We start from the raw sequence: 19,526 nt of genomic DNA on the forward strand, positions 1-19,526 counted from the left end.
AACAAAAATTGACGCGTGACTTCGCTCATCCCTTTCGTCGCAGACTGACCACATTCTTATGACCACCCTTGCTTACCGCAGAGACATCGATGGCCTGCGTGCCATCGCTGTCCTTGCAGTCGTGTTGTTCCACTTTGGTGTCCCTGGCATTACTGGCGGTTTTGTTGGCGTTGACGTCTTCTTCGTCATCTCGGGCTTTCTAATCACGTCAATTATCTGGCGAGAGCGTCAAGCTGGACGCTTCAGTTTCATCGACTTCTGGGCTCGCCGTGCCCGACGTATCTTGCCCGCGCTGTTTGTGATGATCGCCGCGACACTGGCAGTGGGTTGGTTTCTGTTGGCGCCCAAGGACTATGAAGAGTTGGGGCGGTCTGCGCATTATCAGGTGACCTTTACCTCGAACCTGTTGTTCTCGCGCCAGCACGGCTATTTCGATGCCTCATCGGACATCAAGCCCTTGCTGCATACCTGGTCATTGGCGGTAGAAGAGCAGTTCTATATTTTCTTCCCATTGCTGCTGACCTTGCTTTCCAGCCGTTTGAGGCACTGGCGCCTGGCATTGTTCGTGGTGCTGCTGGCGTCGTTTGGCATGAGCGTCTGGGCGGTTCAGCATGAGCCACAGAAAGCTTTCTTCCTGTTGCATCTGCGGGCCTGGGAGCTACTGGCCGGTGCGATGCTGGCGGTGCAGCCCAAGCGTGAATGGCGCGCCTCGCCGGCCTTGGCGCAAGGAATCAGCCTGGCTTCCCTGGCATTGATCCTCATCGCTGTATTGGGTTACGACGCGAAAACGCCGTTCCCAGGCGCGACTGCGTTGTTGCCTGTGCTGGGTGTGGTCGGGTTGATCTGGGCCAACGGCCAGCAACAGACTTGGGTCGCTCGCCTGTTGGGCACGCGGATCATGGTGGGTATCGGGCTGATCTCTTATTCCTGGTACCTCTGGCACTGGCCGGTATTCGTGTACGCCAACTACGCCGCGGTGGATGGCTTGAGCGCGCTGGAACTGGCGGGGCTGATGCTGCTTTCGCTGGTGCTGGGCTATCTGTCCTGGCGCTTCGTGGAAACGCCGTTCCGGGAAAAACGTTTGCTGGCTTCGCGTAAGGCGATTCTGGCGTCAGCCATGGTCGGCATTCTGGGGCTGGGCTTCACTGGCCTTGCGATACGCGAAGCTGACGGCGTGCCTTCGCGCTTGTCCGAGCAGGCGTTGCGCTTTGCCCAAGCCAAGAAGTGGAGCCCGGACCTGCTGGCGTGCATGGCCGACAAAGATACGCCCGATGAACGCTTGTTCTGCCATTTCGGCCCCAAAGACCAATCGGTTTCAGCGTTGGTATGGGGTGACAGTCACGCTACCGCGCTGATACCGGCACTCAAAGAGGGCGCTGATCGTCACGATATCAGCCTGGTCGAAGCCAGTTTTGCCGGCTGTATTCCCCTCGATGGCCTGGAGAATATTGCCCGCTGCGCGCATTTCAACCGTCGCGTCGAGAAGGCCATGGCTGAGCAGACATTCAGCGATGTGGTGTTGGCCGCCCGCTGGAGCCTGTATGTGTATGGGCAAATGTCGGGTGACAAGGAGCATGCGCTCAAAGACCCCGGCACTGGCCAGTATGTGCGTGCCGTCGCCGAGCAACGCTTCGCCCAAGGCTTGCGTGAACGCATCCAGGGTTTGCGTGCTGCCGGCCATAAGGTCTGGCTGGTCAAGGAAGTGCCGCTGCAGGAAATCATCGTGCCTTACCGTCTCAGCCGGTTGGCGATGATGAACCGGCCCGTGAGTGGTGAAGGGCTGGCCGTGGCCGAGCATGTGAAGCGCCAGGCGTTCATCACGCAATTGTTTGACGAACTGGCGGCTGCCGACAGTGGTGTCGCGGTGCTGGACCCTGCGCCCCTGCTGTGCGGCGCCGATGGTTTGTGCCGGGTCGAACTCAATGGTCGCGCGCTGTATACCGACGATAACCATCTGTCAGACGTGGGGGCGCGACACATTGAAGCCTTCCTTGAGCCATTGTTCAGTTCGTTGCAATCACGCGGCTTGACGGCCAATTAAGCTGCCAGCCGCCCTCAGAGCAGGTAGGATGTACGCCTATTTTACGGGTGGCATGTTTAATGAAATTCAAGGATCTTCGGGATTTCGTGCAGCAACTTGAGCAGCGCGGAGAGTTGAAACGTATCCAGATGCCGATTTCTCCGGTACTGGAAATGACTGAGATTTGCGACCGCACCTTGCGCAACAAGGGCCCGGCGCTGCTGTTCGAAAACCCGACCGGCTTTGATATCCCGGTGCTGGGCAACCTGTTCGGCACGCCCGAGCGCGTAGCCTTCGGCATGGGTGCCGAGTCGGTCAGCGAGCTGCGCGAGATCGGCAAGTTGCTGGCGTTTCTCAAGGAGCCCGAGCCGCCCAAGGGCTTGAAGGACGCCTGGTCGAAGTTGCCGATCTTCCGCAAGATCATTGCCATGGCCCCCAAGGTGGTCAAGGACGCGGTGTGCCAGGAAGTGGTCATCGAAGGCGATGATGTCGACCTGGCCATGCTGCCGGTGCAGACCTGCTGGCCTGGCGACGTCGGCCCGCTGATCACGTGGGGCCTGACTGTCACCAAAGGCCCGAACAAGGATCGTCAGAACCTCGGTATTTACCGTCAGCAAGTCATTGGCCGCAACAAGGTGATCATGCGCTGGCTGAGCCACCGTGGCGGCGCACTCGATTTTAGAGAGTGGTGTGAAAAACACCCAGGCAAGCCGTTCCCGGTGTCCGTGGCCCTGGGGGCCGACCCGGCGACCATTCTCGGCGCCGTGACACCTGTGCCCGATAGCTTGTCCGAATACGCCTTCGCCGGCCTGTTGCGCGGTAATCGCACCGAATTGGTCAAGTGCCGCGGTAACGACTTGCAGGTGCCGGCTACCGCCGAAATTATCCTTGAGGGCGTGATTCACCCGGGTGAGATGGCCGATGAAGGCCCTTACGGGGACCACACCGGCTATTACAACGAAGTCGACAGCTTCCCGGTGTTCACCGTCGAGCGCATTACCCATCGGGTCAAACCGATCTACCACAGTACCTACACGGGGCGTCCACCCGATGAGCCGGCGATTCTCGGAGTGGCGCTCAACGAAGTGTTCGTACCGATCCTGCAGAAGCAATTTCCGGAAATCACCGACTTCTACCTGCCGCCCGAGGGCTGTTCGTACCGCATGGCCATCGTGACCATGAAGAAGTCGTATCCGGGCCATGCCAAGCGCGTCATGTTGGGTGTGTGGTCGTTTTTGCGACAGTTCATGTACACCAAGTTCGTTATCGTGACCGACGACGACATCAATGCGCGGGACTGGAACGACGTGATCTGGGCCATCACCACGCGCATGGACCCCAAGCGCGATACGGTGATGATCGATAACACGCCGATCGACTACCTCGACTTTGCCTCGCCGGTATCGGGCTTGGGTTCGAAAATGGGCCTGGATGCCACCCACAAATGGCCGGGTGAAACCACTCGCGAGTGGGGCCGGGTGATCGTCAAGGATGAAGCCGTCACCGCGCGTGTCGATGCGATCTGGAAAGAATTGGGAATAGATTGATGCGTGTAACCCTGCAACCTTCCGGCGCTGTACTGGAGCTGGTCCCTGGCGAACGAATCCTCGAAGGTGCACGCCGCCTGGGGTACGAATGCCCCCAGGCCTGCCGCAATGGCGTGTGCCATGTGTGTGCGGCGTTGCTGGTGGAGGGCCGGGTAAGCCAAGCTGGTGAAGTGCGCGACCATGGCGAGTTCTATACCTGCATCGCCGAGCCGCTGGAAGACTGCATTGTGTTGTGGGATGGCGTACTCGCGCCAGGAGAGTTGCCGTTGCGCAAATTGTCATGCCAATTGATCGAGTGCGTGGAAGTCGGCGGCGATGTCTGGCGTGTGCGCCTGCGCGCCCCGGCCGGTAAGGCGGTGCGTTACCACGCCGGGCAATACTTGATGCTCGAACGGGAGAACGGCGAGAAGTCGGCGTTTTCCCTGGCTTCTGCGCCCCATGCCGGGCGTGAGTTGGAGCTGCATGTGCTGGTGCGCGAGGACAGTGCGCGCAACCTTATCGAACAATTGCAGCGCGACCAGATGGCCCGTGTGGAACTGCCGTTCGGTGACACCCACCTGGCCGAGTTGCCGGACGGACCACTGGTGCTGATGGCCGCCGGTACCGGTATGGCGCAGATGCACAGTCTGATCGAGCACTGTCGCGCTTCGGGCTTCAAGCACCCGGTGCACCTGTACTGGGGCGTACGGCGCCCGGAAGATTTCTACCAGATCGAGCACTGGGATCAGTGGCTGCAACTGCCCAATCTGTTCCTGCACAAAGTGGTCAGCGACCTCTGTGGCTGGGAAGGGCGCTGCGGTTTGCTGCACGAGGTGGTGTGCGAGGACATTGCCGATCTCAACAGCGTGCACGTCTACGCCAGTGGTTCGCCAGCAATGATCTACGGCACCCTGGATGCATTGGTCGATGCCGGTATGGATGCGCACCGTATGCGCGCTGACGTGTTTGCCTACGCCCCACGGCCCTGAAGTGTTGCGCTGAATAATGTGAGAGCTGGCTTGCCTGCGATAGCGGTGGGTCAGTATCTCATTTGCCGACTGGCGCACCGCTATCGCAGGCAAGCCAGCTCCCACAGCGGGCAGTGTCGTGTCAGAAGCGTAAGCCAGTCGTCACCATCGCTGCATTGAACCCCAGCAACACCAGCTCCGCCGCGACCGGCCCGTAATGGGTTCCCACGGACGGAATGATCACTGGCGCTACGCCAAAACGATTCAACGGGATCTTGTCGCGATACTCGCCGCGATAGCCCTGGATCAGTCCACCAGTCAACTTCGCATACACCGGGTAGTCGGCCATGTCGTAGCGCTTGCCCGCATAGGCATAGTACGAGCGTTGGCGGAACGAGTTGCGAAAGGTCACCCCGCCATACACCAGGCCCGACGCCTCATTGCGCTCCAGGCCGATCAGGTCCTGTTTGTTGTTGTGTTGCGGGTCGGGTGCAAAGTGCCGGGTGTAGACGCTTGTCTGGGCGTACCAGAAGCCTTTGTCGTCAGTCGCCGTTGGCGTTTCGCTAGCCAGTGCAGTGGTGGCCTGGGCAAGCAGTAACAGGCCAGGCAATCGGAATTTTTTCATGGCGACCTCGGTAGTCGATTTGATGAACGGCTAAGTGGGTCGTTACAGGCGCGCCAGTTTGACGGCTTGGCACGCGCCCAGGCTGAACCGGGGCTGAAAGTACCGGGATTAGCCGCGTAGATCCTGACGAATGGGCGAGCGTGCTTATGCTTTTGCTTATTCTTTTAAGGTATTTATTCTGGATGATGAATATCTTTAAGCTATATCGCAACGGACTACCGACTTCACCGACCATAACCAGATACTGACCGCCACCGCCCGCCAGCCGGATCGATCGTACGAACTTCGCGCATTGCAGTTCTATTTTTGATTCAAAGGGGAGCGGTATGGGGAGCTACAGGAAACACGCGCTATACACGGCGATTTTGTCGGCCAATTTGCTGACCGTTGTGGGATTCAATCCAGTTCTGGCAGACGAAACTTCTGCGGTTGATGCACCTAAACTCGACACTGTGATCGTCACCGGCACCCGGGCCCAAGAGCGCACCGCCAGTGCATCGCTGTCGCCAATCGACGTAATCTCCGGTGAAAACCTGCGCAGTACCGGCTCCGATGAGCTGGGTGCCGTATTGGCGCGGCTGATACCGTCGATCAACTTCCCCCGGCCAAGCCTGGTGGACGGCGCCGAACTGGTGCGTCCGGCGCAGTTGCGCGGTTTGTCGCCGGACCAGGTGTTGGTACTGGTCAACGGCAAGCGTCGACATACCAGTGCCTTCGTCAACCTGGGCGGTGCGGTTGGGCGCGGTTCGGCCCCGGCAGACTTGAATGCTATCCCGCTGTCGGCGGTGGACCATATCGAGGTGCTGCGCGACGGCGCTTCTGCCCGTTACGGCTCCGATGCGATCGCCGGGGTGATCAACGTGATCCTCAAGCACGCCGACCATGGCGGCTCGGTGTCCAGCAAGTTTGGTGAGTACAAAAAGGGTGATGGCATCCAGCGTAATGTCAGTGGTAATACGGGCCTGGCATTGGGCGACAATGGCTTTATCAACCTGTCTGCCGAAGGCGCCGACAACGATTACACCAACCGCGCCGGCGACGATTACCGCCCAGGCAGTATTGGCTCCACCACCTACGGCCAGCGTGTGTTCCGCCAAGGTGAGCCGGCCACCAATGAAGGCAAGTTCCAGTTCAACTCGGAATATTCCTTCAGCGATGCAGCCGAGTTCTACACCTTCGGTGGCTATAGCAAGCGCCGCGGTGAAACAGCGGCGTTCTACCGGGCCAGCAACGCTTCCAATAACATTGCCGCACTCAACCCCAACGGCTACCTGCCACTGATCAAAGGCAACCTGGAAGACACCTCGCTGGTGGTGGGCCTGCGCGGCCTGCTGGCCTACGACTGGCATTACGACTTGTCGGCCAACTACGGCAAGAATCAGTACGAACTGGGCACCGAAACCATCAACACCTCCCTGGGCCTGGCAACGCCGCGCAAGTTCAACAACGGCACCCTGAGCAACGATCAAAAGCAAGTCAGCCTGGACCTGTCCCGTGAGTTCGATGTGGGCTTTCTGCCGTATCCGGTCTCCGTGGCGTTCGGCGGTGAATACCTGCATCAGGGCTATGAAATCGAGGCGGGCGAGCCAGCGTCCTATTACCAGACCGGCAGTTCCGGCCTGGGAGGCTTCCGTGATGCCGACGCCGGCACCAGCACACGCCATAACTGGGCACAGTACCTGGACCTGGAAACCAACTTCACCGAAAAACTCAGCGCCTCGGCCGCCGTGCGCCATGAGGATTACAGTGACTTTGGCTCCAACGTCAGCGGCTCGCTGTCGGCCCGCTACGACTTCACCCCCCAGGTGGCCTTGCGCGGCAGCATCTCCAACGGTTTCCGTGCGCCGTCCCTGGCCCAGCAGAATTTTGCCTACACCTCATCGCAGTTGATCGGCAGCACCATCCAGGAAGCCGGCACCTTCCCGGCCAACAGTCAGGTGGCACGCCTGCTCGGTGCCGAAGACCTCAAGGCGGAAAAGTCGCGCAACTACAGCCTCGGCCTGGTGCTGGAGCCGGCCGATGACCTGACCGTCACGCTCGATGTGTACCGCATCGACATCCGCGACCGCATCAGCCTGTCGTCTAACCTCAATCTCAACCCGGCCACGGTGGCTTACCTGCAAGCCAATGGCGTCGGCAATATCAACTACACCACGGCCCGTTACTTCACCAACGCCACGGACACCAGCACCGATGGCGTCGATCTGGTAGCCAACTATCGCTACCAGCTCGATAACGGCATTCGCTGGAACAGCACCCTGGGCTATAACTACAACCACACCAAGGTCACCGATGTGAAAGCCAACCCGGCGGTACTCGATAGCCTGGGGGCCAACCTGGTGCGAGTGGACCGTCGCGAACGTATCGGCTTGCTGGGCGACACCACACCCCAGCACAAACTGAGCCTGGGCAACGACTTCACCTTCGGTAATTGGGCGCTGCACACTAACCTGGTGCGCTATGGTGAGTTCACCAGTTATCAGGCGGACAAGGTCAACGACCAGACCTTCAAAGCCGCCTGGGTGCTGGACCTGTCAGCCGACTACAAGCTCAAGAACTGGACCTTCACCCTTGGTGGCGACAACGTTACCGACAAATACCCAGAGAAGGTTAATGCTTACGCCAGCAGCGGCGGCAATCTCGCCTACAGCACTTTTTCGCCGTACGGTTACAGCGGCGCGTTCTATTACGGTAAAGTCGCTTACAACTGGTAACACACAGGAGGCGCACCGCTTTTCGCCATGACCGCCATTGAAACCGATCTTTTGCAGTTGGCTTACCCTCCGCGGCTCGATCTTGGGCCGCAACTCACTCACGAACAATTAATGAGCTCGATGCAGGCCACTATGGCCCGGCACAAGGGTGGGCCAGTGTGGCTGTTTGCCTATGGTTCGCTGATCTGGCGCCCTGAATGTTCGTCGACCGAACGGGTGCGCGCACGGGTTCATGGTTATCACCGCGGCTTGTACCTGTGGTCCCACGAGCATCGGGGCACGCCGGAGTTGCCGGGGTTGGTGTTCGGGCTGGATCGCGGCGGGTCCTGCAGCGGGTTTGCCTACCGCTTGCCGGAGGACCAGTTGGAGGCCTCGCTATACGCCCTGTGGCAGCGCGAGATGCCTTACCCCTCGTACCGGCCACACTGGCTCAGCTGCCGATTGGAAGATGGCAGCACCGTGCAGGCGTTGGGGTTTGTGTTGGAGCGGCACCTGCCTAGCTATGCCGGCAACTTGCCCGATATTGTGCTTAATCATGTGCTGCAAAGCGCTTGCGGGCGTTACGGCACGACTCGCGATTATGTCGAGCAGACCGTGAACGCCCTGCGTAGCCACGCCATGCCAGATAAAAACCTGGAGGCGCAGCTCAAGCGTTGTGCCAAAGATTGCTCTGCCGATTAACGCGCCGAGCTGACGCTGTTGGTGTGCCACAGCGTGGGGATCAGGAACGCGATCGCCAGTACACAGGCACCAATCAGCAGCACGAAACCACCGTCCCAGCCGAAATGGTCAACCGTGTAGCCCATGGCCGCACTGGCTGCTACCGAACCGCCGAGGTAACCGAACAAGCCGGTGAAACCCGCGGCAGTGCCGGCGGCTTTCTTCGGTGCCAGCTCCAGCGCCTGCAGGCCGATCAGCATGACCGGGCCGTAGATCAGGAAGCCGATTGAGAACAGCGCAATCATGTCGATCATCGGGTTGCCCGGCGGGTTGAGCCAGTAAACCAGGGTCGCCACGGTGACCAGCGCCATGAACACGATACCGGTCAGGCCGCGATTGCCACGGAAGATTTTGTCCGACATCCAGCCGCACAGCAGCGTGCCCGGGATGCCTGCCCACTCGTAGAAGAAATACGCCCAGGACGACTTATCGACCGTGAAGTGCTTGGCTTCTTTCAAGTAGGTCGGCGCCCAGTCCAGTACGCCGTAGCGCAACAGGTAGACGAACACGTTGGCGAAGGCGATGTACCACAGCATTTTGTTGCGCAGCACGTACTTGACGAAGATTTCCTTGGCGCTGAATTCGTCTTCGTGGCTGGCGTCGTAGCCTTCCGGGTAATCGTTCTTGTACTTCTCGATAGGCGGCAAGCCCACCGATTGCGGGGTGTCGCGCATGGTGATGAAGGCAAACGCCGCGACCGCCAGGGCCACGGTGGCCGGCACGTAGAAGGCAGCATGCCAGTCGTTGAACCACGCCATGCCCAGCAGGAACAGCGGGCCGATCAAGCCACCGCCGACGTTATGCGCCACGTTCCACACGGACACCACGCCGCCGCGTTCTTTCTGCGACCACCAGTGCACCATTGTCCGCCCACTCGGCGGCCACCCCATGCCCTGGGCCCAGCCGTTGATGAACAGCAAAATGAACATCATGGTCACGCTGGACGTTGCCCAAGGTGCGAAACCGAAAATGAACATCACCCCCGCTGAAACCAGCAGGCCGAACGGCAGGAAGTAACGTGGGTTGGAGCGGTCGGACACCAGCCCCATGAGGAACTTGGATAAACCGTAGGCAATCGCAATCGCCGACATCGCCAGGCCCAGTTCACCACGGGTGTAACCCTCGTCGATCAAGTAGGGCATGGCCAGGGAGAAGTTTTTGCGCAGCAGGTAGTAGCCGGCGTAACCGAAGAAAATACCAGCGAAGATCTGCCAGCGCAGCCGTCGGTAGGTACTGTCTATTTTTTCTTCAGGCAGAGGCGCCTGGTGTGCGGCAGGTCGAAAGAAAGCAAACATTCAAGAGCTCCAAATTTCTTGTTTTGACTGCGGATGCGAATGTTACAGTTTCGTTACCGAAAATAGCATCGCCTCTTATCTGCAAACACAGGAAACGAGAGCAATTGCATGTTCTTTTACGAACATGTCGTAAATAGATAAGTTGTGGTCGTAATCCGTTCTCTTGAACACCGAGGATCAAAATGTGGGAGGGGGCTTGCTCCCGATAGCGGTGGTTCAGTCACTCATGTGCTCACTGACCGACTCCTATCGGGGGCAAGCCCCCTCCCACAAGGACCGCATTTCAGATCAATCAGCGTGTCTGGACGACGACCTTACCCACTGCCTTGCGCTGCCCCAGGTCATTAATCGCCTGGGCAGCCTGCTCCAGCGGATACACCTGCGACACCAACGGCTTCAACTTGCCCTCGGCATACCACGTGAACAACTGCTGAAAATTCGCCGCGTTATCCTGCGGCTGGCGCTGGGCAAACGAGCCCCAGAACACCCCAACTACCGCCGCGCCCTTGAGCAATGCCAGGTTCACCGGCAATTCGGGAATGCGCCCGCTGGCAAACCCCACTACCAGCAGGCGGCCGTTCCAGGCGATGGCGCGGACGGCCTGGTCAAACAGGTCGCCGCCCACCGGGTCGTAGATCACATCCGCGCCATTGCCGTCGGTGAGGCGTTTGATCTCGTCCTTGAGGCTGGTTTCGCTGTAGTTGATCAACTCATCAGCCCCGGCCGCCTTGGCCACCGCGAGTTTGTCGGCGCTGCTGGCGGCGGCGATCACGCGTGCGCCCATGGCCTTGCCGATTTCCACCGCGGCCAGGCCCACACCGCCGGAGGCGCCTAGCACCAGCAGGGTCTCACCGGGTTGCAGGTTGGCGCGCTGTTTAAGCGCGTGCATCGAGGTGCCGTAGGTCATGCTGAAGGCAGCGGCGATGTTGAAGTCCATGCTCGGCGGAATCGGCAGCACGTTATAGCCAGGCACCGCGACCTGCTCGGCAAAGCTGCCCCAACCGGTCAACGCCATTACGCGGTCACCGACCTTCAAGTGGCTGACTTTCTCACCCACCTCGCTGACCACGCCTGCCGCTTCGCCACCGGGTGAGAATGGAAAGGGCGGCTTGAACTGGTACTTGCCCTCGATGATCAGGGTATCCGGGAAGTTCACCCCGGCCGCGTGCACGTCCAGCAGGATTTCGTTCTTCTTGATCGCAGGGCTGGCGATCTCTTCCAGCACCAGGGTTTCGGCGGGGCCGAAGGCTTTGCACAGCACAGCTTTCATCGGACTATTCCTTTTGGCATCGTGGCCGATAAGTGTAGGAGGGTGCGCCCGTGGGTCAACGAGCATACCCGCGCCTGATAAGCCCCCATAAGCTTGTGCTCAGCCTTGCTAGCGTTATGCTACCGGGCAAACGAATTCGAGGAATGAACTGTGAAAGCGTGGATCCTGTTGATGCTGGCCCTGACATTGCCGATGGCCGTCCAGGCCGAAGAAGCCAAGGAAGGCGAGGCGCCGAAAGTCAGCTATATCAGCCTGACCCCGCCGTTTGTGGGTAACTACGGCCTGGATGGCACGGCCAAACTCAAGGTTTACAAGGCCGATATCGCCCTGCGCGTGACCGGCACCGAAGCAGCTGCGGCGGTCAAAGCCAACGATCCGTTGATCCGCAACCAACTGGTGGCGCTGTTTACCCAGCAGACCAGCGAGGCCATGAGTACGGTCGAAGGCAAGGAAAAGCTGCGTCAGGAAGCCCTGAAACAAACCCAGCAAGTGATGAATGACGAGACCGGCAAGCCGATGGTGGAAGATTTGCTCTTCAACAATCTGATCATCCAGTAAAGCCGGCGCTTAGCGCCATTCGCGAGGTCCTGCCAGGCGTCTCAGGAAGCCAGGCTCTTGCGAAACCGCGCCAACGCCACCGCAAAAAACACCAAGCCAATCGCCGTCAGGGCCAGCAAGTCTGGCCACACCACGCTCAACCCCGCATCCCTGAATAGAATCGCTGCACTCAAGCTTACAAAATGCGTCGATGGCGAGCCCTGCATCACCCACTGCAACCATTCGGGCATGCTATCCAGCGGTGTACTGCCGCCAGAGAGCAACAGCATGGGAATGATCACCGGGATCGCCAGCAGGCCGAACTGCGGCGTCGAGCGGGCGAGAGTGGCGAGGAAGATCCCCAACGCAGTACTCGCAAATAAATACAGGGCCGTCACCAACAGGAACAGGCCCAATGACCCGGCCAGCGGCACGCCGAGCAAGCCTTTGACCACCAGTTCCAGGGACAGCCACGTACACAACACCACCACCAGCATGTTGCTCCAGATTTTTGCCAGCATGATCTCCAGCGCGGTCAGGGGCAGCACCAGCAGGTGGTCGAGGGTGCCGTGCTCGCGTTCGCGCAGCAGGGCGGTGCCGGTCAGCACGATGGCGAGGATGGTGATGTTGTTGACGATCTGGATCACCGCCAGGAACCAGCCACCTTCCAGGTTGGTATTGAACAACGCCCGGGTGGTCAGCAGGGCCGGAGCTTTGCCGGCAGCATCGGCCTGGCTGCTGTAGGTCAGCAGTTCGCGTTGGAAAATCCGCCCGATGTAACCCGCGCCCATGAATGCCTGGCTCATCGCCGTGGCATCAACGTTCACCTGCACCCCTGGCTGGCGCCCCGCCAACAGGTCGGCCTGGAAATTCGCCGGTACATTGACGACGAAGGTGTATTGGCCGCTGTCCATGACCCTGTCCAGCTGGTCGTAGGCCAGTGGGGCCGGCGCCTGGAATTCCGGTGGTTGCAGGGCCTCGGCCATTTGCCGCGAGAGCGCGCTGTGATCTTCATCGACAAAGGCCACGCTGGCGTTGTGCACGCCAATCACCGAACCGGCAGCGGGCATGTAGATCGCCACGGTGAAGGCGTAGGCCAGAAACAGCAGCAACACGCTGTCGTGGCGCAGGCTGGTGAGTTCCTTGAGCCCCAGGCGCAGGATATGGGCGAGCTTGTGCATCAGGCCTCCTGCTTCTTGAGCATCATCAGGCTCAGCCCGGTAAAACCGACGAAAAATCCGAACAAGGCCAGGCATTGTGGCCACAACTGGCGCAGGTCCAGGGCCTTGGTGAAGGTGCCCACCGCAATATCCAGAAAGTGCCCGGCCGGAAACAGCATGCCCATCAGCGCTGCCGCACCTTCCAGGGACGAACGCGGCACGATCAGCCCGGAAAACTGGATGGTCGGCAGGCTGGTGATGATCATGGTGCCGAGGATCGCCGCGATCTGGGTGCGGGTGAACGCCGAGATCAGCAGACCCATGCTCGTGGTCGCCAGCACGTACAACAGGCCACCGAAAGCCAGGGTCAGGCCGCTGCCTTTGAACGGTACACCGAACAACCAGCGGTTCATCGCCACCAACAGTGCCAGGTTGACCAGGCTGACGACCAGATAGGGCGCCTGTTTACCCAACAGGAACTCCAGGCGCGTCAGTGGTGTGGCATAGAAGTTGGTGATCGACCCCAGCTCCTTCTCGCGCACAATGCCGAGGGCGGTGAGCATGGCCGGAATGAACGCCAGGATCAGCGCCATCACGCCAGGGCCAATGGCATTCACGCTGACCACGTCCTGGTTGTAGCGAAAGCGTGTTTCAAGCTTGACGGCGGCCCGGTTGTTCAAGGGTAAGCTACTGAGTTCAGCCAGTTGCGCAAGGTTGCCCTGGTGCACGGCCTCCACGTAGTTGCGGCTGGTTTCAGCGCGAAACGGCATGCCGCCGTCGAGCCAGGCCGCGACGGTGGGCTGGCGGCCGGCGTAGAGGTCACGGCCAAAGCCGGGTGGGATCTCCAGGGCCAGCTTGATTTCCGAACGTTGCAGGCGCCGGTGCAATTCGTTGGCGTCGCGAATGGGTGCTTGCTCGGCGAAATAGCGCGAACTGCGAAATGCCTCTAGATAGGCGCGGCTTTGCGGGGTCTGGTCCTGGTCGTAGACGGCGAAGGCGAGGTTTTCCACGTCCAGGGAAATCCCGTAGCCGAAGATCACCATCATGAACATCGCCCCGAGCAGGGCGAAGGCCATGCGTACCTTGTCGCGCAGCAGCTCCTTGCCTTCGCGGCTGGCCACGGCTAACCACCGCGCCAGGCTGAAGCCGTGTTTGCTCGCGGGCGGCGCGTGGGCATCGTTGACCGTTGCACGGGGCGCGCTGGATTCGGGTTCGCCCTGGGCCTGCTCCAGGCAGGTGACGAAAGCCGCCTCCAGGGTATCGCCGTGGAACTGCTGTTGCAGCGCCTCGGGCGTGTCGCAGGCCAACACCTTGCCGGCATGCATCAAGGAGATGCGGTCGCAGCGCTGGGCTTCGTTCATAAAGTGGGTGGACAGGAAGATGGTCACGCCTTGTTGGCGCGACAACTCGATCAGCAACCGCCAGAAATCATCCCGTGCCGCCGGGTCGACACCCGAGGTGGGCTCATCGAGGATCAGCACTTCCGGGCGATGCAGCACCGCAACCGCCAAGGACAAACGCTGGCGCAGGCCAAGGGGTAACTCGCCGGAGGGCTGTTCGGCCACTTCACCCAGGTCGAAACGTTGGATCAGTTCATCAATGCGCGGACCGCTGTCGGCCTTGGGCAAGTCGAACAGTTGCGCATGCAGCACCAGGTTCTGGCGCACGCTCAGTTCGCCATACAGCGAGAAGCTCTGCGACATGAAACCTACGCGCTTGCGGGTCGCCAGGTCCTTGGCGTCCACCGGCTTGCCCAGCAGGATTGCACTGCCCTCGGTGGCCGGCATCAGCCCGGTCAGCACTTTCATGGTGGTGGTCTTGCCGCAACCGTTGGAACCGAGGAAGCCGAAGATCTCGCCGCGGCCAATGGCAAAGCTGACGTTGTTCACCGCGGTGAAATCGCCAAAGCGCAGGGTCAGGTCGTGGGCTTGGATAGCGATATCGGCGTTGCCGCCTGTGCGCGGTGGAATTACCAGCGGCTGGCTGTCGTGAGCACTGTCGCCCTGGAAGTGGGTGAAGGCCTCATCCAGCTTGCCGCTGGGCGTTATCGCCGCCAGTTCGCGGCTCAGTCCATCGGCGATCAACCTGCCACGGTCGAGCATCAGGCAATGCTCGAATTGCTCGGCCTCTTCCATGTAGGCGGTGGCCACCAGCAGTGTCAGTTGCGGGCGCTCACTGCGTACGCTATCTACCAGCTCCCAGAAACGCCGGCGGGACAGCGGGTCGACGCCGGTGGTGGGTTCGTCGAGGATCAACAGGTCCGGATCATGGATCAGTGCGCAGCACAAGCCGAGCTTCTGTTTCATGCCGCCAGAGAGCTTGCCTGCCGGGCGCTCGGCAAAGCGTGCGAGGTCGGTGGCGAGCAGCAGGTTGTGCATGCGCTGGTCGCAATCGGTTTTCGACAGGCCGAACAAGGTGGCGAAGAAACGGATGTTCTCGCTGATGGACAGCTCGGGGTACAGATTGCCGCCCAGGCCCTGGGGCATAAAGGCAATGCGCGCGTACAGGCTATTGCGGTGGCGACGGTCTTGGATAGAACCGCCGAGCACCTGCAACTGGCCCACCTGCAGCTTCTTAACCCCGGCGATCAGACCCAGCAGGCTCGACTTGCCGGCGCCGTCCGGACCTATCAACCCGCAGCGGGTACCGGCTGGCAAGCTGAAGGCAATGTCGAGCAGTGCCTGTTGCTTGCCGTAGCGGTGGTTGATCCCCGTGGCGTGCAGCGCCAGGCCGCTCATTGCAGGTTGGCCGGCCAGTCGACATCGGCCGTGCGTACATAGCCCGCGCCGGGCATGCCCGGTTTGGCTTGTGGCACGGCGCTGGGCTGAGTCAGGCGCAATTTGACGCGGAACACCAGTTTTTGCCGCTCATCGCGGGTTTCGACTTCCTTGGGAGTGAACTGGGATTTGGCCGCGACAAAACTGATTTTGGCCGGCAGCGCTTGCTGGGGCAGGGCGTCGAGCAGGATGCGCGCTTCACTGCCGACGGTCAGGCGGCCGGTGACGGATGCGGGCAGGTAGAGATTCATGTACTGGTCATTGGGGTCAATCAGCAGCAACACGCGACCACCCGCGCCGAGCACTTCGCCCGGCTCGGCCAAGCGCAATTGGATGATGCCGTCGATGGGCGCACGCAGGCTGCTGTCGTCGATTTCGCTGGTGAGTTGGGCCACCTGGGCCTGGGCTGCGCCGATGGCGGCCTTCACCGCGTTGACCTGGGCTTGGGCGGCGATCACTGCCGCGTTACCGGTGTTCTGGCGCGCCTGCTGCTGGTCGATCAATTGGCTGCTGGCGAAGCCGCGCCGGTACAGCTCTTGGGTGCGCTTGAGTTCCTGGCTGGCCAGCAGTTGCTCGCTTTGGCGCAACTGCACGTTGGCTTCAGCAGAGGCGAAGTTTTCCCTGGCGCGTAACACCTCTGCTTCGGCCTGGGCGCGCTGGGCTTGCAGGGTGCGGGTGTCCATGCGTGCCAGCAACTGGCCCTTGAGCACTTTGTCGCCTTCATCCACGTGCACTTCGGCCAGGCGCCCGGGGATCTTGGCGGCGATTTGCACTTCGGTGGACTCCAGGCGCCCATTGCCCATGCTCAAGCCCTCGGGCAGGCGGTCCTGGGTCGAACGCCAGTAGCCAAAGGCCCCCGCCCCCAGCAAGAGGACGATCAGGGCGATGGCGAACAGACGGGACGTATGGTGGTTCGTAGACATGGCTGCATCCTGCGGCGTTAGCGTCCAGTGTGATGGGTTTGGCCCGTGAGGGTCTTGATATCGGTCAGTTAAAGCAGCTGAAGGATGGCCGCCCATTGTTCAGGCGTGACCGCCATGACCGAAAGCCGGCTACCTTTCTGCACCAGCGGCATTTCGGCAAGAGCGGTTTGCTGCTTTAGATAGCCCAGGCCCAGCACCTTGGGGAAGGTGTTGACGTGGCCCACGGTGATGGCACTCCACGGATTTTTCTCCGCACTGGCCTTGGCGTCGAAATAATGGCTGTCCGGTTCCAGCGCTGTAGGATCCGGGTAGGCGGCCTCGACGATTTTGCCGATGCCGGCAATCCCTGGCTCCGGACAGCTGGAGTGATAGAAGAAAAACTCATCGCCCACCGCCATGGCGCGCAGAAAGTTGCGCGCCTGATAGTTGCGAACCCCATCCCAGCGCGCTTCGCCGAGCTTTTCCAGGTCCTCGATGGACAATTCGTCAGGCTCGGATTTCATCAGCCAGTAGGCCATTTTTGGGCTCCTGAAAAAGGCATTGGGCAAGTTGTCGGGCAATTGCATGACAAACCGACAGTCGGTTGGCGTCAAGGTTTGCGTGTTGGTTCACGTTACCTCAGAATGCGCGCTTTTAGGCTTGGCGCAGCTGCAACGGACTACTTTGGAACGTTGTTGTCATCGTGTACGAGGTGCCTGAAGGGGGGCAATCGATGCAACGTAAACCGGATTTACTATGGATTTTGGTTATTTTGTTTGGTCTGGGCGTTGTGACCACCGGGTATGCCCAGAGCTTGTGGTCGAACAAGGCCGACGCACCGGTTGAACTCTCGCCAGTGCAGCAACAATTCAAGCGTTAATAAGGCTTCAAGGCGTCGCTGGTTCCAGCGACGTTTGTGCAACATACCAGTGCTTATCGGTGACAGTGCCCCCCAGCGGCACGTCCCAACTTGCCTGCGCCAAGCGGTCTACCTGCTGACATTCATGGGCCAACCCCAGCAAGGTCGGCTTGCGCCAGCTTTTGCGCCTGGCCAGGTAGGCCAGGCTGCGGTCGTAGAATCCGCCACCCATGCCCAGGCGTCCGCCTTCGCTATCGAACCCCACTAACGGCAACAGCACCAGGTCGAGCGCCCAGACTTTGCGCTGCTGGTGGACATTGACCCGCGGCTCAAGAATGCCAAAGCGGTTGGGCGACAACTTATCCCCAGGCCGCACGCGCTGGAACACCATCTTGGTGCGCGGCCAGGCACTCAGTACCGGCAGATAGGTGGCCTTGCCACGGCGCTGCGCCGCGCGCAGCAGCAGGCGCGGATCGATTTCGCCGTCCGTCGGCAGGTATAAGGAAATATGTTTGGCCCGGCGAAACAGCGGGTGCTGCGCCAGTTGCCGGTACAGGCCAAGGGCGGCCTGGCGCTGCTCGCTCGGCGTGAGGGCACGGCGGGCCTTGCGCAACATGCGTCGAAGTTGCGGACGGGACAGCGGCGCAGGTTCGGTCATGGCTTATCGGCTCATAAAACAATGCCAGTCCTGGGACTGGCATTGAGTTTGGGAATTCAGGCTCCCCGACAGAGCCGCTGTCGACTTAGCCCTTGAACCCGAAAGTTCAAGGTGGAAGAAGCAGTAGGCTTTAAGGCTTTCCGTCTAGCGGACATGCACACCAGCCCAACGTGCAACTTCCAGGGTAGTGCGAATCGGCTCAGGGACATCGCCGACTGGCAAACACGCCAGGGAGTGGGGCGAGTATACCTTAAACAGACTCGGCAATCAGCCCTTGGGTGCGTCGGAATCGGTGGAAAGCACCAGATCCACGCGCTCGAGCAGGTCACGCACTTGCTCGCGGGTCGAGCCGCTGGCCTGCACGTCAGGGCGTTCCTGCTTGTGCAGCAGATCGTGGGTGATATTCAGCGCGGCCATCACGGCGATGCGGTCGGCGCCGATCACTTTGCCGCTGCTGCGGATTTCACGCATCTTGCCGTCCAGGTAACGCGCAGCGCTCACCAGATTGCTGCGTTCTTCCTGGGGGCAGATGATCGAATATTCTTTGTCGAGGATCTGCACGGTAACGCTATTGCTTGAACTCATGAGTCTTGCTCCAGGGCCTTCAGGCGCGAAATCATCGATTCGACCTTACGCCGGGCGATTTCGTTTTTTTCAATGAGGTGAGCGCGTTCCTCGCGCCAGGTCTTTTCCTGAGCTAATAGGAGTCCGTTTTGACTCTTTAGTTGCTCGACCCGATCAATTAGCAGTTCGAGTCTGGCCATCAGCGCTTGCAGGTCGGTGTCTTCCATTGGGTTCCACTGGATTTGTCTGATGAATGGCAACTGCAGGATAAACGATCTGACGCCCTCGATAGTCTTGGTGCGTCTGCCGGTGCTAGGATACAGCGCTCCATTCTAGACATTGCGCCGTCTGGCGCCTAGCTCACCATGCCCATTCAGAATTCCCCGTACGACGCTTTTTCCAAACTGCTGAGCATCATCGGCCACCCATGCTCGCCTGCCGAACTGCACGGCGTGCTGTTGGGCCGCAGCTGCACCGGCGTGGGCTTTGATGCCGACAACTGGTTGGCCGACGTGGCCGAGCTGCTCGAAACCGAACCCAACGAAAACGTGCGCAACGCGTTGATTGGCCTGCAAGAGATGGTCAAGGGCGAGCTGACCGGTGACGACGTCACCGTGGTTCTGCTGCTGCCGACCGACGACGCCCCACTCACCGAGCGTGCTGCTGCCCTGGGCCAGTGGTGCCAGGGTTTCCTCCACGGTTTCGGCGTGAACGCCGGTGGCCTGGAGCTGAGCACCGACGCCAAGGAAGTGCTGCAGGACCTGGCAGCCATCTCCCAGGTGCAAGATGCCCTGGAAGAGTCCGAAGACGGCGAAGGCGACTACATGGAAGTGATGGAATACCTGCGCGTCGCGCCGTTGCTGCTGTTCACCGAGACCAAAAAGTCTGCTGAACCTGCTGCACCCAAGCCTTCGCTGCATTAAGAAAGGAA

At 60.3% G+C, this 19,526-nt stretch carries 18 protein-coding genes and 1 other RNA gene; 8 read left to right on the plus strand and 11 right to left on the minus strand.

Annotation, left to right across the window (positions count from 1 at the left end):
• Positions 1-58 precede the first annotated feature (58 nt).
• Genes E3O56_RS04735 through E3O56_RS04745 form a run of 3 tightly spaced genes read left to right on the plus strand, consistent with a single transcriptional unit; the run spans position 59 to position 4,535 of the window.
• Entirely contained in the window at positions 59-2,041 is a 1,983-nt protein-coding gene (locus E3O56_RS04735) for an acyltransferase family protein (RefSeq protein WP_228309108.1), read from the plus strand.
• Positions 2,042-2,100: 59 nt separating this feature from the next.
• The gene (gene ubiD, locus E3O56_RS04740; protein WP_003195329.1) at positions 2,101-3,567 is read left to right on the plus strand and encodes a 4-hydroxy-3-polyprenylbenzoate decarboxylase; all 1,467 of its coding nucleotides are present in this window, start codon (positions 2,101-2,103) and stop codon (positions 3,565-3,567) included.
• Positions 3,567-4,535 (plus strand): CDP-6-deoxy-delta-3,4-glucoseen reductase, encoded by a 969-nt coding sequence (locus E3O56_RS04745; RefSeq protein ID WP_248127925.1) that lies wholly within the window; start codon positions 3,567-3,569, stop codon positions 4,533-4,535. The genes ubiD and E3O56_RS04745 overlap by 1 nt, the downstream gene beginning before the upstream one ends.
• Before the next feature lie 121 nt (positions 4,536-4,656).
• Here the strand turns inward: E3O56_RS04745 and E3O56_RS04750 are convergent, their stop codons facing one another.
• Entirely contained in the window at positions 4,657-5,139 is a 483-nt protein-coding gene (locus E3O56_RS04750; protein ID WP_005792403.1) for a hypothetical protein, read from the minus strand.
• 326 nt (positions 5,140-5,465) lie between these two features.
• Here E3O56_RS04750 and E3O56_RS04755 point away from each other — a divergent pair, with 326 nt between their 5' ends.
• Both E3O56_RS04755 and E3O56_RS04760 read left to right on the plus strand, forming a co-directional pair.
• Positions 5,466-7,853, plus strand: coding sequence for a TonB-dependent receptor (locus E3O56_RS04755; RefSeq protein ID WP_248127926.1), 2,388 nt, complete (start codon positions 5,466-5,468; stop codon positions 7,851-7,853).
• Between the two features lie 27 nt (positions 7,854-7,880).
• The gene (locus E3O56_RS04760) at positions 7,881-8,534 is read left to right on the plus strand and encodes a gamma-glutamylcyclotransferase (RefSeq protein WP_248127927.1); all 654 of its coding nucleotides are present in this window, start codon (positions 7,881-7,883) and stop codon (positions 8,532-8,534) included.
• Here the strand turns inward: E3O56_RS04760 and glpT are convergent.
• Positions 8,531-9,868, minus strand: a complete 1,338-nt coding sequence (gene glpT, locus E3O56_RS04765; protein WP_032878817.1) for a glycerol-3-phosphate transporter — start codon at positions 9,866-9,868, stop codon at positions 8,531-8,533. The two genes, E3O56_RS04760 and glpT, sit on opposite strands and share 4 nt — an antisense overlap.
• 292 nt (positions 9,869-10,160) lie before the next feature.
• Positions 10,161-11,138: an NADPH:quinone oxidoreductase family protein gene (locus tag E3O56_RS04770; protein ID WP_032878818.1), complete on the minus strand. Its 978-nt coding sequence runs from the start codon at positions 11,136-11,138 to the stop codon at positions 10,161-10,163.
• A 150-nt stretch (positions 11,139-11,288) separates the two neighbouring features.
• Here E3O56_RS04770 and E3O56_RS04775 point away from each other — a divergent pair, with 150 nt between their 5' ends.
• Complete coding sequence (locus E3O56_RS04775) at positions 11,289-11,696, plus strand: flagellar basal body-associated protein FliL (RefSeq protein ID WP_005792398.1); 408 nt, start codon at positions 11,289-11,291, stop codon at positions 11,694-11,696.
• Positions 11,697-11,737: 41 nt separating this feature from the next.
• Here E3O56_RS04775 and E3O56_RS04780 read toward each other — a convergent pair whose 3' ends face one another.
• The 4 genes from E3O56_RS04780 to E3O56_RS04795 all read right to left on the minus strand — a co-directional run bounded on the left by E3O56_RS04780 (position 11,738) and on the right by E3O56_RS04795 (position 17,053).
• Positions 11,738-12,856: an ABC transporter permease gene (locus tag E3O56_RS04780; protein ID WP_228309105.1), complete on the minus strand. Its 1,119-nt coding sequence runs from the start codon at positions 12,854-12,856 to the stop codon at positions 11,738-11,740.
• Positions 12,856-15,573, minus strand: a complete 2,718-nt coding sequence (rbbA, locus tag E3O56_RS04785; RefSeq protein WP_248127928.1) for a ribosome-associated ATPase/putative transporter RbbA — start codon at positions 15,571-15,573, stop codon at positions 12,856-12,858. Before rbbA ends, E3O56_RS04780 begins: the two co-directional genes overlap by 1 nt.
• On the minus strand, positions 15,570-16,535 hold the full coding sequence (locus E3O56_RS04790) for a biotin/lipoyl-binding protein (RefSeq protein WP_032878823.1): 966 nt from the start codon (positions 16,533-16,535) through the stop codon (positions 15,570-15,572). Before E3O56_RS04790 ends, rbbA begins: the two co-directional genes overlap by 4 nt.
• A 68-nt stretch (positions 16,536-16,603) precedes the next feature.
• Positions 16,604-17,053 carry an EVE domain-containing protein gene (locus E3O56_RS04795; protein ID WP_248089481.1) on the minus strand — a complete coding sequence of 150 codons (450 nt, stop codon included), beginning with the start codon at positions 17,051-17,053 and terminating at the stop codon, positions 16,604-16,606.
• Between the two features lie 194 nt (positions 17,054-17,247).
• Between E3O56_RS04795 and E3O56_RS04800 the strand changes: the two genes are divergently transcribed.
• Positions 17,248-17,394 carry a hypothetical protein gene (locus tag E3O56_RS04800; RefSeq protein ID WP_005792392.1) on the plus strand — a complete coding sequence of 49 codons (147 nt, stop codon included), beginning with the start codon at positions 17,248-17,250 and terminating at the stop codon, positions 17,392-17,394.
• Positions 17,395-17,401: 7 nt separating this feature from the next.
• On the opposite strand, the gene E3O56_RS04805 is transcribed toward E3O56_RS04800, so the two are convergent.
• The 4 genes from E3O56_RS04805 to E3O56_RS04820 form a co-directional block, all read right to left on the minus strand.
• The gene (locus E3O56_RS04805; protein WP_248127929.1) at positions 17,402-18,031 is read right to left on the minus strand and encodes a 5-formyltetrahydrofolate cyclo-ligase; all 630 of its coding nucleotides are present in this window, start codon (positions 18,029-18,031) and stop codon (positions 17,402-17,404) included.
• A gap of 58 nt (positions 18,032-18,089) precedes the next feature.
• A non-coding RNA gene (gene ssrS / locus E3O56_RS04810) (6S RNA) lies at positions 18,090-18,268 on the minus strand.
• Between the two features lie 30 nt (positions 18,269-18,298).
• On the minus strand, positions 18,299-18,616 hold the full coding sequence (locus E3O56_RS04815) for a cell division protein ZapA (RefSeq protein WP_005792389.1): 318 nt from the start codon (positions 18,614-18,616) through the stop codon (positions 18,299-18,301).
• Positions 18,613-18,822, minus strand: coding sequence for a TIGR02449 family protein (locus tag E3O56_RS04820; protein ID WP_003177365.1), 210 nt, complete (start codon positions 18,820-18,822; stop codon positions 18,613-18,615). Before E3O56_RS04820 ends, E3O56_RS04815 begins: the two co-directional genes overlap by 4 nt.
• Positions 18,823-18,960: 138 nt before the next feature.
• On the opposite strand from E3O56_RS04820, the gene E3O56_RS04825 reads away from it, so the two are divergent.
• Entirely contained in the window at positions 18,961-19,518 is a 558-nt protein-coding gene (locus E3O56_RS04825) for a YecA family protein (RefSeq protein ID WP_248127930.1), read from the plus strand.
• Positions 19,519-19,526 lie beyond the last annotated feature (8 nt).

The organism is Pseudomonas sp. W2Aug9, from assembly GCF_023127755.1.
GTDB classification, from domain to species: domain Bacteria; phylum Pseudomonadota; class Gammaproteobacteria; order Pseudomonadales; family Pseudomonadaceae; genus Aquipseudomonas; species Aquipseudomonas synxantha_A.

What these genes read in the sequence shown, in the direction of transcription:
- E3O56_RS04750 (WP_005792403.1), bottom strand. Translation starts at nt 5,139, where the DNA reads ATGAAAAAATTCCGATTGCCTGGCCTGTTACTGCTTGCCCAGGCCACC.
- E3O56_RS04760 (WP_248127927.1), top strand. Translation starts at nt 7,881, where the DNA reads ATGACCGCCATTGAAACCGATCTTTTGCAGTTGGCTTACCCTCCGCGG.
- E3O56_RS04755 (WP_248127926.1), top strand. Translation starts at nt 5,466, where the DNA reads ATGGGGAGCTACAGGAAACACGCGCTATACACGGCGATTTTGTCGGCC.
- glpT (WP_032878817.1), bottom strand. Translation starts at nt 9,868, where the DNA reads ATGTTTGCTTTCTTTCGACCTGCCGCACACCAGGCGCCTCTGCCTGAA.
- rbbA (WP_248127928.1), bottom strand. Translation starts at nt 15,573, where the DNA reads ATGAGCGGCCTGGCGCTGCACGCCACGGGGATCAACCACCGCTACGGC.
- E3O56_RS04795 (WP_248089481.1), bottom strand. Translation starts at nt 17,053, where the DNA reads ATGGCCTACTGGCTGATGAAATCCGAGCCTGACGAATTGTCCATCGAG.
- E3O56_RS04800 (WP_005792392.1), top strand. Translation starts at nt 17,248, where the DNA reads ATGCAACGTAAACCGGATTTACTATGGATTTTGGTTATTTTGTTTGGT.
- E3O56_RS04815 (WP_005792389.1), bottom strand. Translation starts at nt 18,616, where the DNA reads ATGAGTTCAAGCAATAGCGTTACCGTGCAGATCCTCGACAAAGAATAT.
- ubiD (WP_003195329.1), top strand. Translation starts at nt 2,101, where the DNA reads ATGAAATTCAAGGATCTTCGGGATTTCGTGCAGCAACTTGAGCAGCGC.
- E3O56_RS04770 (WP_032878818.1), bottom strand. Translation starts at nt 11,138, where the DNA reads ATGAAAGCTGTGCTGTGCAAAGCCTTCGGCCCCGCCGAAACCCTGGTG.
- E3O56_RS04745 (WP_248127925.1), top strand. Translation starts at nt 3,567, where the DNA reads ATGCGTGTAACCCTGCAACCTTCCGGCGCTGTACTGGAGCTGGTCCCT.
- E3O56_RS04780 (WP_228309105.1), bottom strand. Translation starts at nt 12,856, where the DNA reads ATGCACAAGCTCGCCCATATCCTGCGCCTGGGGCTCAAGGAACTCACC.
- E3O56_RS04825 (WP_248127930.1), top strand. Translation starts at nt 18,961, where the DNA reads ATGCCCATTCAGAATTCCCCGTACGACGCTTTTTCCAAACTGCTGAGC.
- E3O56_RS04805 (WP_248127929.1), bottom strand. Translation starts at nt 18,031, where the DNA reads ATGACCGAACCTGCGCCGCTGTCCCGTCCGCAACTTCGACGCATGTTG.
- E3O56_RS04820 (WP_003177365.1), bottom strand. Translation starts at nt 18,822, where the DNA reads ATGGAAGACACCGACCTGCAAGCGCTGATGGCCAGACTCGAACTGCTA.
- E3O56_RS04735 (WP_228309108.1), top strand. Translation starts at nt 59, where the DNA reads ATGACCACCCTTGCTTACCGCAGAGACATCGATGGCCTGCGTGCCATC.
- E3O56_RS04790 (WP_032878823.1), bottom strand. Translation starts at nt 16,535, where the DNA reads ATGTCTACGAACCACCATACGTCCCGTCTGTTCGCCATCGCCCTGATC.